11 protein-coding genes, 1 tRNA gene and 1 pseudogene are annotated in these 13,661 nt (G+C 44.5%); 5 read left to right on the forward strand and 8 right to left on the reverse strand.

What is annotated here, in order from left to right; translation table 11 throughout:
* Positions 1-43: 43 nt before the first annotated feature.
* Positions 44-349 (reverse strand): DUF1292 domain-containing protein, encoded by a 306-nt coding sequence (locus tag QMK20_RS16205; protein WP_025684269.1) that lies wholly within the window; start codon positions 347-349, stop codon positions 44-46.
* Positions 350-428: 79 nt separating this feature from the next.
* Complete coding sequence (locus QMK20_RS16210) at positions 429-986, reverse strand: hypothetical protein (RefSeq protein WP_044648639.1); 558 nt, start codon at positions 984-986, stop codon at positions 429-431.
* Between the two features lie 201 nt (positions 987-1,187).
* Here QMK20_RS16210 and QMK20_RS16215 point away from each other — a divergent pair, with 201 nt between their 5' ends.
* Entirely contained in the window at positions 1,188-1,952 is a 765-nt protein-coding gene (locus QMK20_RS16215) for an MBL fold metallo-hydrolase (protein WP_044648640.1), read from the forward strand.
* 121 nt (positions 1,953-2,073) lie between these two features.
* On the opposite strand, the gene QMK20_RS16220 is transcribed toward QMK20_RS16215, so the two are convergent.
* Positions 2,074-2,310, reverse strand: a complete 237-nt coding sequence (locus QMK20_RS16220) for a DUF3892 domain-containing protein (protein ID WP_283652420.1) — start codon at positions 2,308-2,310, stop codon at positions 2,074-2,076.
* Between the two features lie 88 nt (positions 2,311-2,398).
* Positions 2,399-2,842, reverse strand: coding sequence for a GNAT family N-acetyltransferase (locus QMK20_RS16225; protein WP_044648641.1), 444 nt, complete (start codon positions 2,840-2,842; stop codon positions 2,399-2,401).
* Between the two features lie 141 nt (positions 2,843-2,983).
* Here QMK20_RS16225 and QMK20_RS16230 point away from each other — a divergent pair.
* The 4 genes and pseudogenes from QMK20_RS16230 (at position 2,984) to QMK20_RS16245 (ending at position 8,321) form a co-directional block, all read left to right on the forward strand.
* Positions 2,984-3,055, forward strand: a tRNA-Val gene (locus tag QMK20_RS16230).
* Positions 3,056-3,508: 453 nt separating this feature from the next.
* A complete protein-coding gene (locus tag QMK20_RS16235) occupies positions 3,509-5,227 on the forward strand; it encodes an NAD-dependent malic enzyme (RefSeq protein ID WP_283652421.1) in 1,719 nt (572 codons plus the stop codon).
* 107 nt (positions 5,228-5,334) lie between these two features.
* Positions 5,335-6,166: pseudogene (locus tag QMK20_RS16240) on the forward strand (AEC family transporter).
* A 391-nt stretch (positions 6,167-6,557) separates the two neighbouring features.
* The gene (locus QMK20_RS16245; RefSeq protein ID WP_283652422.1) at positions 6,558-8,321 is read left to right on the forward strand and encodes a methyl-accepting chemotaxis protein; all 1,764 of its coding nucleotides are present in this window, start codon (positions 6,558-6,560) and stop codon (positions 8,319-8,321) included.
* Between the two features lie 91 nt (positions 8,322-8,412).
* Here QMK20_RS16245 and QMK20_RS16250 read toward each other — a convergent pair whose 3' ends face one another.
* From QMK20_RS16250 to QMK20_RS16265, 4 genes are all read right to left on the reverse strand, one after another.
* Positions 8,413-9,465: a glycoside hydrolase family 53 protein gene (locus QMK20_RS16250; RefSeq protein WP_283652423.1), complete on the reverse strand. Its 1,053-nt coding sequence runs from the start codon at positions 9,463-9,465 to the stop codon at positions 8,413-8,415.
* A 90-nt stretch (positions 9,466-9,555) separates the two neighbouring features.
* Positions 9,556-11,601, reverse strand: coding sequence for a beta-galactosidase (locus QMK20_RS16255; protein ID WP_404580036.1), 2,046 nt, complete (start codon positions 11,599-11,601; stop codon positions 9,556-9,558).
* A gap of 84 nt (positions 11,602-11,685) precedes the next feature.
* Complete coding sequence (locus QMK20_RS16260; protein ID WP_283652425.1) at positions 11,686-12,564, reverse strand: carbohydrate ABC transporter permease; 879 nt, start codon at positions 12,562-12,564, stop codon at positions 11,686-11,688.
* Positions 12,565-12,591: 27 nt separating this feature from the next.
* Complete coding sequence (locus QMK20_RS16265; RefSeq protein WP_283652426.1) at positions 12,592-13,482, reverse strand: ABC transporter permease; 891 nt, start codon at positions 13,480-13,482, stop codon at positions 12,592-12,594.
* Between the last annotated feature and the right edge of the window lie 179 nt (positions 13,483-13,661).

Genomic DNA, 13,661 nt, shown 5'->3' on the forward strand with positions numbered 1-13,661 from the left:
TTTTCATCAGCTTACAAAGTTGTAGCAGCCGATAGATCCAAGGTTATTCGTATTGGGCAACCAGCTCGCTGTATGCCTCTTCTACACGTTTCCATTCATCTTCGTCCTCGATATTGTAAAGCACCATTTCTTCGTTTTCTTCTTCCATACGAAGAATAATGCCGTCTGCTTCAGGATTGCCGCGCTCCAGCAGGAGAGCGTAAACGTGATTTTCTACGTCAAAGGTCTCTACCAGCACCATTTCTACATCTTTGCCATTTTCATCAGTTAGCGTAAGAACCATTTCTTCATGTTCGTGGTCATGATCGTGGTTGCAGGCTTCACCGTGTTCATGTTTGTGATCACTCATGGAAATACCTACCTTCAAATTGTTTTATTTTCCCCAGTATCGTAACATGATCAAGGGTACAGGTCAATTTGTGGTATGCCTAATTTATCGCTGTAATGACTTTTTCGGACACCAGTGTATAGCTGCTGTCTTTACTTTCTTTAATGTAGAAACCAACCCGGTAATTCCCTGCTGTTTTAAAATCATACGTAAAGTCGTTGGTACGGAACCAAAAGTTATCCTTTTGTGCTCCGCTGATATCCTGGGACTGAATATCTTTCACGTTACCCGCCGGGTCAGTAATCGCTACCTTCACTCCGGAGATATCCGCTTTCAACGTATCAATCTGACTGAATACATTGAATTTCACTTTGTTGCCTTTATTCACGTTACCGAACACCGTATCGCCCTTAAACAAGAACATGTGTACATTTGGTTGGTCGAAAACAACTTTTCCACCGGACGGATCAAAACTGACAATCCCGTTAAAATCCCGAATGGGCACATACGTTTTGCCATCAATGACAACCGCGCCATCCTTCGACACCTCACCGTTAATAATCAACTTCACTTGGTCCTTGGCGGATTCCGCCGAAATAACGGTCCCTCCCATTATCGAAAAGGCCATCACTAGGGCCATAACTTTTCTCCACTTCATCGCTAGATATCCCTCCATCATTATCTGTTAAATAACTTCTGTCTTACATTTATACCTAGCTCAGTTCCACAAGTTGCGCTAGGCATCACAAATTGTCCAAAGTTTTTGATATGGCGTAAAATCTTTAATTTCTAACAGCATCGATGGTAAGATACGACTGAAGAGGATTTATACACATTTAGCCTGGAGGGTGAAATACGAATGAGCCTGACCATACAAATGCTAGGCACAGGCAGTGCCTTTGCCAAAAACTATTACAACAATAACGCACTGCTGGACAGTGGAGAAGGCAAGCTGCTAATCGACTGTGGAACAACCGCTTCGCTGGCTCTGCACCAAATGGGTGTCCCATTGCCCGAAATTGACGCCATTCTAATCACCCACATTCACGCCGATCATGTCGGGGGTCTGGAAGAGTTTGGCTTTCAAATGAATATCCTACATGGTCGCAAACCTGTGCTTTGTATCGCAGAACCGCTAATTCATCCATTATGGGAAAATACGCTCAAGGGCGGCATGTCACAGCAAGGAATGATTGGCAAGCTGGAGGATGTGTTTGAGGTAAACGTGCTGACGCCTGGTGAACCCACCAGCTTAGTATCCGGCATCGAAGTTGAACTCATTCCTACCCGTCATATCCCCGGTAAAGACAGCTACTCCCTGTTCATTAATGACCGTCTTTTTTATAGTGCGGATATGACCTTTGATCCAGATCTGCTGAATCAACTGGTACACGAGCGAGGCTGTCGCAGCATTTTGCATGAGGTTCAATTACAGGGTGCAGGAGAAGTCCATACGACGTTGGACGAGCTGCTCAGCTTGCCAATCCAGCTTCAAGAGCGGATTCGTCTCATGCACTATAGTGACGACATGGAGCAATTCAAGGAAAAAGCTGGAGTCATGTCCTTTCTGGAGCAGCAGCGCGTATACAACATTGTGGAGCTGGAACGCACAGAGCAAAAATAATACTGGATACAAAGTGAGAAAGCAAAAAGCCGCCGGGTTTCCAACTGGAAAAAGAGCCCGGCGACTTTGGCATATACTTGCGTGTAGTTATGTGCTTAGTGATAGATGCTTGAAATGAACGTCAGAACAACGGCAACTGATCCAAATTATTCGTAGGATCTCCATCAGCATCTCCGCGAATCCGGTTGCTTCCGTCCTTGGCTTTGAAAACATTGACCCCGGCAATCGAGCCTGCTTCAATTTCATTTAGAGCCTGACTGTAATCCAAAACCCGTCCGGTAGATGTCTGAAATGACGTCAGATCACCATCACCGTTTTTACGTACTGCCGTAATTTGTTCCCGTTCTACATTAGCCATGCTGCATCGCTCCTTATCCATAGTGTAGTGGAGGAACTTTTACTAGCATGCACCCTATGCAGAATTATATGCATCTTCGGGCTGCCGGCTACAGCTTTTTGCGCATGCGCACATGTGGAATCCCGGCATCGTCAAAAGGTTCTTCCGAAATCGTCTCGTAACCGAGCTTCTCGTAAAACTTTTCAGCTTGACATTGAGCATCCAGCAGCGAATGCCGCAGCCCCAGCTCACGTGCGCGTTCCTCCAGAGCCAGCAGCAATATACGTCCGTACCCCCCGGAGCGATGCTCCTTGAGAACCGCAATACGTTGCATTTTAGCTGTATCTTCCTCATAATAGGTCAAGCGTCCCGTTGCCACCATCTCACCATGATCAGAGATTAGCAAGTGATGTGCAGTATCCCCCAGCTTGTCAAAATGGTCAATTTCTAGATTGAGAGGAACTTTTTGCTCCTCGACAAACACCTTGGTACGGATCAATATCGCTGCCTGTAGCTGTTCTTCTGTCGTCACACTAATAATTTCTGCGGCCATCATCCGCTCCCCCTTATCACTGCTTCAATTTGCAAACCCACTAAATTTGAATTATATATATAAATGGTAATGAAGTACAAGCTTATTTCTATTTTTCTACTTTACATTTATGGTTAATACATGATATTATCTAATAACCGAAGGACGGTAGCTCAGCGGGAGAGCATTATCTTGACAGGGTAAGGGTCATGGGTTCGATCCCCATCCGTCCTATACGTCAAAAAGCCTTGATACTCAAGGCTTTTTTGTTTGCCTGAAAATAAAAAAGTCTCATAGTTAGAACTCCAAGTGACTTATTGTGTATATCCCCCTCTCTCTTCTTCATTCACTTTATCCACCCGTTATAAAAATCTCTTCCTATCTATGGAATGGAATGAAATAAATTCTATTCCTGATTGAAAGACCCATCCAGCTCCATAGTAGCTTCGCTATGACAAAACTTACATTTAATAAAAATTATTGAAAATATAATGAAAATTAAATGTATTTTTCAGATAACAATGATTGAAAAATATTTTCATTTTCATAAATTTTCTTATGTAAACACTTATATAACCATTTTTCACACAACATACTTGTTCACTTGGTTTAAAATAAGGCGTATACTGGTTCACGAATTGTTCAAGGTTTAACTAAATGTAATTTTCTAGAAAGAAGGAATTAGAAATGCGTGCTTTCCAATTGACTGAAGATGGTTCTATTGAAACCAAATTAACCGGAAAGGAATTGCTGGCTAATCCACTACTGAATAAAGGAGTGGCTTTTACTCTTGAAGAACGGCAGCAGCTTGGACTTGACGGTCTCCTTCCTCCTACCATATTGACTATTGAGGAACAGGTTCAACGGGTTTACGAGCAATTTCAGAGCCAACCGGATAATTTGCGTAAAAATATCGCGTTAAACGATCTGTTTAACCGGAATACAGTCCTTTACTATCGCTTGCTCTCCGAGCACCTAAACGAAATGCTTCCGATTGTTTATACTCCGACGGTCGGTCAGGCTATACAGGAATACAGTCATGAATACCACAAACCCGGCGGTATGTATTTATCTATTGGTAACCTTTCCGCCATTGAAGAAGCTTTTAAAAATTTGAGCCTGGACCCTGAGGATATTGACCTCATCGTAGCCACGGATTCCGAAAGTATTCTGGGAATCGGGGACTGGGGAGTTGGTGGAATTAATATCTCCATCGGTAAGCTTGCCGTGTATACCGCTGCTGCCGGAATTGATCCTAGCCGGGTGCTGGCAGTTGTTCTTGATGCAGGTACGAACAACGAAAAACTGCTGGAAGATCCTTTATACATGGGGAACCGTCACAAACGTGTTCGCGGAGAACAATATGACCAATTTATTGACACCTATGTTCAAACTGCACTGTCTTACTTTCCGAATGCGCTACTGCACTGGGAAGACCTGGGCAATGTCAACGCCCGGAACATTATCAATAAATACGGAAGCAGTATTCTGACATTTAATGATGATATCCAAGGCACTGGTGCAGTTACGCTCGCAGGTGTTATGTCTGGTGTTAAACTGTCCGGAGTCCCACTAAGCAAGCATCGAGTTTTGGTCTTTGGTCCAGGAGCCGCCGGTATCGGTAATGCAGATCAAATTAGTGCAGCCATGATGCTGGAAGGACTATCGGAAACCGAAGCAAGAAGTAACTTCTGGGCTTATGATTACCGCGGCCTGCTTACTAATGAAACAGAAGGACTTTTCCCATTCCAGGTTCCTTATGTACGGGATGCCGCAGAATGTCGTGATTGGGAACGTGCGGAGGACGGCAAAATTCCACTTTTGGAAGTTATTCGCCGGGTGAAACCGACCATTATGATCGGAACCTCCGGTGTTACCGGAGCATTTAGTGAGGAAATCGTTAAAGAAATGGCCAAGCATACAGAACGTCCTATTATTATGCCTATGTCTAATCCAACTCCACTGGCTGAAGCAACTCCGGAAGACTTGATCCGCTGGACTGAAGGAAAAGCATTGATTGCAACAGGCAGCCCTTTTGAACCAGTAACCTATAATAATGTTAAGTTTGAAATTGGACAATCCAATAATGCTTTCGTGTTCCCTGGTCTTGGACTTGGCGCGATTGTAGTGAAATCCAAAATCATCACAGACAGCATGTTCGCCGCCGCTGCCCATGCAGTAGCCGATATGGTCGATTTGTCACAGCCTGGAGCTTCCCTGCTGCCGAAAATCAGCGAGTTGCGTGAAGTATCTGAAGCAGTAGCTGTAGCAGTTGCAGAGGCTGCCGTTCAGGATGGCGTAGCACGTCACCAGCCCGATGATATCCGCCAAGCGGTTCGGGATGCAATGTGGGACTGCAAGTATAGACCAATCAAACAGAATGGCAAAGAAACGGTCCTGGTTTAAGATTAGCGAACAACGTCAGGTTGTACTTGCATACAAACAAAGTAATTATTGATTCCCCGATGTCCGCCATCCATTTGGCGGACATCTTCATTATTGGAGGCGACATCATGGCTACAGGTCATATTTTTATCATTTTAATTCCTATTTTCTTTGTTATTTTAATTGGTTATGTTGCAGGTTTGTTCAAAGCATTTAACCCTGCTTCTTGGGATTATCGGCTTTTATATCGTATTGCTCGTAGGATATCGCTTAATTGCCAAAAAAGCTCTGACCGAATCCTCCATGTTCGCTTTGAATTCAACTCAGCCTTCTTTTGCGTTTATGGGAATACCGGTTCTCGGCAGCTTATTCGGAAGCGCTGCTGTCGCCATTCCGACTGCGATCACTGGCATCGTCGTTAATGCGATTCTTGATCCACTTGCAAGTATTTTAGGAACGGTCGGTCAGCGCAACTCAGAAACGAAGGAACAAGGCAACTTGTTTAAAGTTACTATGAAATCAGTCCTTCACGGACTCAGCGAGCCACTTGCCTGTGTACCGTTGATCGGCGTCATACTCACCCTTTGTGGATTTCAGGCTCCGAAGTTGCTGCAATCCATGTTTGATCAAATCGGCAACGTCACTTCTGGTACAGCCTTGTTTGCCATCGGGGTAACCATCGGAATCAAAAAGATTACGTTCAGTCCCAAAGCAATTAGCATTGCTGTACTGAAAGCCATCGTCATGCCTATAGTCATGCTAGGCATCGCTGTACTCGTAGGACTGTCCCATGAAGATATAACCAAAGCTGTACTGCTTGTTGCATTTCCAGGCTCGGCGGTAGCCGCTATAATTGCTACCCGCTATGAAACGCTGGAAACGGAAGCCGCATCTGCATTTGTCATCAGCTCAGTATTGTCGCTTATTTCCCTCCCCTTGCTCATTTCATTGCTTATATAAGGGGCAGGATTTTCTATAAGCCTCGACGTGATGCAGACATATACATGATCTTAGGGTGCTCGTCTGTTCCTTAATATCTTATTTTTTAAATATTGTCCAAACAATAAAATGAATTATTCATGCCGACAAGCGGTCGTTCCACAACGTTCTTTCGTTGTAAGCCACCGTTGTTATTATGTAGCCTCCCATTTCCTTTTCTCCTCCAAACCCCATTTTTCCCATATGAAAGTGAAAAGAATCTTTGTCGGTTTTTGTCACTATATTTCACCAATATGTAACCGATATTCTCCAAATTTAATAAATATCTAACATTTAGAAAGCTAATTGACGAAATATATAAGGTATAGGTTGTATATTAAAAATATAGTTCAACTTAAAGGAGAAGAAGCACGTGAAAAACTTGAAGTGGAGTACTATGTCCTTTTTTGGTAAAAATCTATTGATTTCATTCCTTAACATCGTATTGATCGGTACGATTCTCATCACATCCAGCTACATACTTCAAAAGAACATTCTGACCACACAGTTGCAAGACCAGGTTAAGGTGTTAACCAAAAAATGGGCAAATGATGTCGATAAAACGAAAGTAGAGCAAGCCTTGACCGAGAAAGATTATAATGGCTCTGTTCAACAGGATTTACGCAAATTTCTCGACTCCATTCACACCTTTTATCCTAATGTTGCCCAAGCTTACATATTTGGTACAGAGTTAAAAGAAGGAGACCAAACCTCCATCATTGGCGTTCCCACAAATCTGGTTCAATCGTTCCAAGATTCCAAAATGAACATAGGGGATATGTATGCTCTTCCTATTGAAAACGTAAACGCCGTAAATGAAATGCTAAAATCGAAAGAATCGGCGTTGAGCAGCTTTTATTCCGACGATTATGGCACATGGACTACCATTGTTTATCCCATTACTGATGCAAGCGGTAAAATTACGAGCGCCATCTACTTTGACGTAGACGCAAGCTCAGTGCCTGCCGGACTTCATAAACTGCTTTTATACGGTGTATCCCTGCTCATTCTGTTCCTTGCTATTTTCTTAACCATTCAATATTTGCTGGTAAAACGTACCCTTTCCCCGATTCGCAGCTTGATGAAGGGCATCGAGGAAGTGAGCGAGGGCAATCTGAATGTTAGCATCAAAACAGGCCAGGATGATCTTGGCATTATCAATCAAAAGTTTAATACCATGATCAAACGTATTAACGATACGATGGTAAAAGTACAGGATACGACGCAAGAGGTTACAGGATCAGCTCAGGAATTGCTAAGTATTAGCGAGAAAAACAGTGAGAATACGAACATCATTAATAGCAATATTCAGGAAATAACCCAAGGACTTGAATCCCAGGATCAAGCTGCGCTTGAAAGCTCCCGGGCTATGAATGAAATGTCTACGGTTATCCAAACCATTGCCGAAAGCTCATCTTCCGTATCAGATCAAGCTTATTCCATGGAAAAACGCTCGGTAGAAGGCAACCAGGTAGCCCAGAAGCTATCTACTCAAATGGATTCTATCTCTACTACAATAGAAAGAACAGTTGATTCCGTTAATGCGCTACAGAACCGATCTAACGAAATCAGTAATATCGTAAGCATCATTACAGGCATTGCCAGCCAAACCAATCTGCTCGCACTGAATGCCTCCATTGAGGCCGCCAGAGTAGGTGAGGAAGGTAAAGGCTTTGCAGTAGTAGCAGGGGAAGTGCGTAATTTGGCTGAGCAATCTCAAGAATCCGCTAGACAAATTGCCGAGCTTATTGGGGAAATTCAAAAGGAAATTGAACAAACGGTAGAAGGAATGAGTCTAGGCGCGAAGGAAGTTCAAGTCGGGCTGGAAGTCACACGTCAGACGGGCGAAATGTTCTCGGAGATTTTGAATGCGGCCAATAATGTATCGTCACAAATTCAGGAGGTATCCAGTGCGACGCAGCAGATTTCAGCCAGTACGCAGGAAATGTCAGCAACCTCTGACGAGCTGTCTTCCACAGTAAGCAAAACAGCAGACAGCAGCAAACAAATTGAGCACACCATTGGAGAACAGGCTGAGTCGATGGCTTCTATCGTCAAAGCTTCCGACAAGCTTACCATGATGTCCGGGGAGTTAGGAGAGCTTATTTCATTCTTCAAGGTAAACCGGAAATCCTAACGATCTACCTTCAATAAACCAACGAAAACAAAGAACCTCTATTCTGCACATTGTGCGGATTAGAGGTTCTTTGACATACTCGTCACGTACTCTAGTTTATAAAGCCTTCCAGCGCTGAGGTTGGCTTACCGTCAGCCTGCCAAGCACCTTTGTTATAGCCCTGATTATAACCTGGGGTTGCAGCCGGCTCCCAATAAAATACTCCCAAGCCTTTGCCGCCCGTGATACTACGAACCTTCGTTTTGATGTCTGCAATAAATGCCTTTGAGGTTGCAGGTTCATTATATTCCATTCCGATTTCACTGATAACAATACCTTTGCCGTATTTTGCAATGAGATCATTGGTATTGGTAATCGTCTGGTTCACTTTTCCCTGCCAGTTCGAAGGAGACGGATACAGAGAAAACCCGATGAGGTCAAACTGAGCTCCATTGTCAATTAAGCCGCCAATATTCCAGGCTAAGGTGGAGCCACTATCCCCGTTTGCCAGGTGTACGATCGTTTTAGTACTGCTGCTTACCGATTTTACAGCATTATTCCCTGTATTGACGAGCCAGGCGTAGTTTTTCATGTTCACTGAGGCTTTGCCGTCTTCCCAGAGCATTCCATTGTTCGTTTCATTGCCGATTTGCACCCAATCCGGTGTTACCCCCTTGCTTTTCATCGTGTTCATAACATAAACCGTATGAGACCAGACCGCATCCATAAGTTGCGTAAATGTAAGATTTCGCCACGCATAAGGTTTGTTCTGCTGCCCGGGATCAGCCCATGAATCGCTGTAGTGCAGCGTCAGCATGACGCTCATACCCAATTTTTTAGCTCGCTGCGCCAGTTCTGCTGCCTTTTCGGCATTCATGTATCCGCTTCCATAATCCTTCATGTCAGGGTTTACCCACACCCGGATACGCACCGAGTTGATCTGATAATCGTCCCGCAAAATTTGCAGCACATCTCCGCGAACCCCTTTTTTATCCTTCCAGGTCCTACCTTGCGCTTCCATTCCTGCTACCCAGCTTATATCTGCTCCTTTGGCAAAAGCAGGGGCGGCCGAGGCCGCACCTAATCCCGCAGAGCCAAATGGATACAAAAAGCTGGATAACAAGATCAACATCACAAATACCATAGTCCGTTTACTTGTTTTCATAAGTCATCCCCCATCTGAATTGTGTACCCCTCATTGTCTCTGACAAATCTACCCAGATCCCTCATTCGGGAAAACGTCAGCCATCACACTCTATACTATTTCCGATTTACTCCGCTCTGTCTTTAGTACCTTAACAGCATAGGCATCCAATAGAACCTTGCCGTCTTCCACCACATGATTTTCGAGCATATCCGCATAAATTCGTCCATCCAGCCTAATCTCTTGCGGCTCATGAGTGAAATTCAGCATGAAAATATAATCATGGACTCCATCGGTACGAATCGCCGTATTCACTCCATGCGGCAACTGAACATCGAGTGCTTTACTAATTCCTGCGCCATCAATCAAACTTCTGTAAAAATGACTGTTGAACGATCCGGTGTTGCGTGAGGCGATATAATAAGCTTTTCCCTGTCCCAAGCGGTTCACCGTCAAGGCTGGGCGTCCTGCATAAAAGTCTGAACCGTATACAGCCAGTACCTCTGCACCTTCCGTATGAATGAGATCGCACAGTTCTACAGCCTCATATTCGCCATGCAGATCCAACTCATTGCCTTCAACTGGCAAAATATGATTACGGTCGTGATCATGCAGCCCGTCAATCTCTTCCGACCAGATCCCAAGCGTCTTACGAAGCGGCCCCGGAAAGCCTCCAAGGAAGCACAAATCATGTTCATCCACAATACCGGACCAATAGGTTGCTACAAAAATGCCACCGCTTTCAACAAACTTTTGTATTCGCTCACCTACACCGCTGCGCACCATATATAGCATTGGAGCTACCACAAGTTTGTATTTGGAGAAATCTGCATCCATATGAATGACATCTACAGGCACACCCTGCTCCCACAAAGCCAAATAATGTGCTTCGGCTGTCTCCTCATATTTTACACCTTTATTACGTGGCCCTTGTGAGTCGTTGACCGCCCAGCGATTCTCCCAATCAAAAATAACTGCCGCCTCTGCTGGTACAGATGTGCCGATAACCTCCTCCAGTTTTTCCAGCGCGTTGCCCACATTTGTCACATCCCCAAACACCCGAGTATGCTCATGCCCCACATGATCGACGACTGCACCATGCAATTTTTCACTCGAACCGCGGCTTTTCCGCCACTGGAAATACTGGACTGTATCTGATCCGTGTGCCACAGCCTGTAAAGACGATAGCAGATGCATACCCGGCCGCTTCAGCTTGCTAATCTCCTGCCAATTCGTCAAGCTTGGCGTACTCTCCATCAGCATCCAAGGCTTCCCGCCCTTGATTGAACGGATAATATCATGCATCATGGCCACTTTGGCAGCCTGACGGCTATCATCTCCCCCACGGTCATGCCACGTTGGATAGCTGTCCCAGGATACAACATCGAGCAGATCGGCAAACTTCCAGTAATTCAATCCTTCAAAAAACTCCATCAGATTTGTGGTGACCGGAAGCGCCGGGTTTGCAGCTTTGAGCGGTATAATCTCATTTTTGATAAAATCTGCGGTCTGATCAGTTACAAAGCGTCTCCAGTCCAAATTCATAGCATGGACCTGCGTTTCACCGTGAGGGGCCGGAGATTCGATTTGACTCCAATCCGTAACCGTATGACTCCAAAAGGTCGTCCACCATGCGTGATTAAGCTTATCCAACGTGCCGTATTTATCCTTCACCCAAACGCGAAATGCCTCCTGACAATAATCACAGTGGCAATCCCCACCAAATTCATTGGAAATATGCCAACCAATGACAGCCGGATGATTTGCATAACGCTCGGCCAGCTTCGTATTCATGATACGTACTTTTTCCCCGTAGACAGGCGACGTAGAACAGTGATTATGACGAAACCCGTGCAAGTTACGGACACGGTTAGCCTCCACACGCAATACCTCTGGATATTTCTGCGACATCCAGGCCGGTCTTGCTCCACTAGGAGTAGCCAAAAACGCATAGATCCCGTTTTCAGCAAACGAATCCAGGATACGGTCCAGCCATTCGAACGTGAATACACCCTCCTCAGGCTCCAATGAAACCCATGAGAATATGCCGACGGACATCACATTACATTTAGCCTGCTTCATCAGCCGAATATCCTCATTTAGCACCTCGGGATAATGCTGCCATTGCTCCGGGTTATAATCCGCCCCATGCAGCATACGTGGAACTCGCTCACTGATTGGCGGGTATTTGATTATGTTTTGCTGTGACACTATAAATCATCTCCTTTTAATCAATGCTGTTTACTCCTTGACAGAACCAAGCGTCATACCTTTAACAAAATACTTTTGTAAAAATGGATATACAATCAGAATAGGGGCTGCACCAATAAAAATTTGCGCTGCATTCACTGTCGTTTGCGAAAGCAACTCCATCTCTTTGGGACTCATACTCATGGAGCTCATATCCTTCTGAATGATTACCGTTTGCAGGAATGTAGCCAATGGATAATCCTTGGCATTGCTCAAATAAAGCAGGCCATCAAACCATGAGTTCCAGTGAAATACCATACTAAACAACGCAATCGTCGCAATAGATGGCATGGATATCGGCAAAAATATACTAAACAAGGTCCGAAAATGACCTGCCCCGTCAATCAGTGCGGCCTCCTCCATCTCTTTGGGTATTCCTCTAAAAAAGTTCAACATGAGGATTACCAGAAATGTATTGACCGCTCCTGGCAAAACAAGTACCCAAAAGCTGTCCATTAGATGAATCTTTTGAATAACCATATAGAATGGAACCAGGCCACCGTTAAAAATCATACTGAATACAAACAGCCATGAATATACGTTTCGGCTACGGAACACAGATGTTTCCTTTGAAAGTGGATAAGCAGCTAAGAAGGTAATGAGCAGCGTCAAACCAGTTCCCAGCACGGTCCGGAGAACAGAAATCCAGATAGAGTGCAGAAAAATAGGATTATTCATCGTCTTCTTGTAGGCTTCTAATGAAAATTGCACCGGCCACAGTCCAACCAGATTGGCGTCTGCTGCTGATTTGGCACTAAATGATACCGCCAATACATGAATCAGCGGAACGATACACAGGATGGATAAAAACACAAGCAAACAAATATTAAACACATTGAAGATGCGATATGCCGTTGTTTTATGATACATGACTCTCCCTCTTTCAGCCTCGTAGAATCAAAATATGCGGTAACCTGCCCATTTGTAAGCAAGTCGATAAGATATCAGAATGAGAACCATACTAATAACGGATTTGAATAACCCAATGGCGGTAGCAAAGCCCATTTCCCCATTAATTAAGGCTGTCCGGTAGACGAAGGTGTCAATAATATCGCCTTTTTGGTATACCAACGGATTATAAAGGTTAAAAATCTGGTCAAAACCGGCATTCAGGACATTGCCGAGTGCAAGCGTACCGACAACCACCACCATAGGAATCAACGAAGGTACAGTGATGTGTAGCGTCTGTCTCCAGCGGCTTGCCCCATCCATCTCGGATGCTTCGTACAACGAAGGATTAATGCCCGCCAGTGCGGCGAGAAATACGATGGTGTTGTAGCCAAACTCCTTCCATATATCCGACACAATGACAGTAAAGCGAAACCAGTTATTATCTCCCAGAAAGAAAATGGGCTGGATCCCGAAACTTCCGAGAATACGGTTCATAAATCCATCTGTAGCCAACAGGTCAACCAGAATTCCGCCCAAGATTACCCACGACAGAAAGTGTGGCAGGTAGACCAGTGTCTGAATGGAACGCTGAAGTCCAACCTTGCGGATTTCATTGAGCAGTATAGCAAAAACAAACGGAATCAGCAGATTGAAAAACATCTTTAATACCGCGATAATGAGCGTATTCCAGACGACCTGAAGACTGTCTTCCCGTTGAAACAAAAAGCGGAAATTGTCCAGTCCAACCCACTCGGAACCGGTTATGCCGAGCCAAGGCTTGTAATTTTGAAAGGCCATCACAATGCCGCCCATCGGAATGTAGCTAAATACAATTAAGAAAATGATGGCTGGCAGTAGCATAATATGAAATGGCCACGTACGTTGCAGACTTCTCATTGCAGTTCCTCCTGTAACTCTCATGTTATACTTCAATTATAAAGACGATTCTACTCTCCCAACAGTTCAAAAAACCAACATACATGGCACAAAAGCAATCATTTTTTAGTCTCACCCGGTGAATGAAAGTCTATCTCGCAAGCATCATTATAATGCATTCATTTCCAATTCATTCTGAT

Source organism: Paenibacillus sp. RC334 (genome assembly GCF_030034735.1).
Taxonomy (GTDB): domain Bacteria; phylum Bacillota; class Bacilli; order Paenibacillales; family Paenibacillaceae; genus Paenibacillus; species Paenibacillus terrae_A.

Bases quoted from the DNA above. Each gene is read 5' to 3' on its own strand.
- QMK20_RS16265 (WP_283652426.1), bottom strand. From the start codon at position 13,482: ATGAGAAGTCTGCAACGTACGTGGCCATTTCATATTATGCTACTGCCA.
- QMK20_RS16210 (WP_044648639.1), bottom strand. From the start codon at position 986: ATGAAGTGGAGAAAAGTTATGGCCCTAGTGATGGCCTTTTCGATAATG.
- QMK20_RS16220 (WP_283652420.1), bottom strand. From the start codon at position 2,310: ATGGCTAATGTAGAACGGGAACAAATTACGGCAGTACGTAAAAACGGT.
- QMK20_RS16215 (WP_044648640.1), top strand. From the start codon at position 1,188: ATGAGCCTGACCATACAAATGCTAGGCACAGGCAGTGCCTTTGCCAAA.
- QMK20_RS16205 (WP_025684269.1), bottom strand. From the start codon at position 349: ATGAGTGATCACAAACATGAACACGGTGAAGCCTGCAACCACGATCAT.
- QMK20_RS16260 (WP_283652425.1), bottom strand. From the start codon at position 12,564: ATGTATCATAAAACAACGGCATATCGCATCTTCAATGTGTTTAATATT.
- QMK20_RS16225 (WP_044648641.1), bottom strand. From the start codon at position 2,842: ATGGCCGCAGAAATTATTAGTGTGACGACAGAAGAACAGCTACAGGCA.
- QMK20_RS16250 (WP_283652423.1), bottom strand. From the start codon at position 9,465: ATGAAAACAAGTAAACGGACTATGGTATTTGTGATGTTGATCTTGTTA.
- QMK20_RS16255 (WP_404580036.1), bottom strand. From the start codon at position 11,601: ATGCTGCATGGGGCGGATTATAACCCGGAGCAATGGCAGCATTATCCC.
- QMK20_RS16235 (WP_283652421.1), top strand. From the start codon at position 3,509: ATGCGTGCTTTCCAATTGACTGAAGATGGTTCTATTGAAACCAAATTA.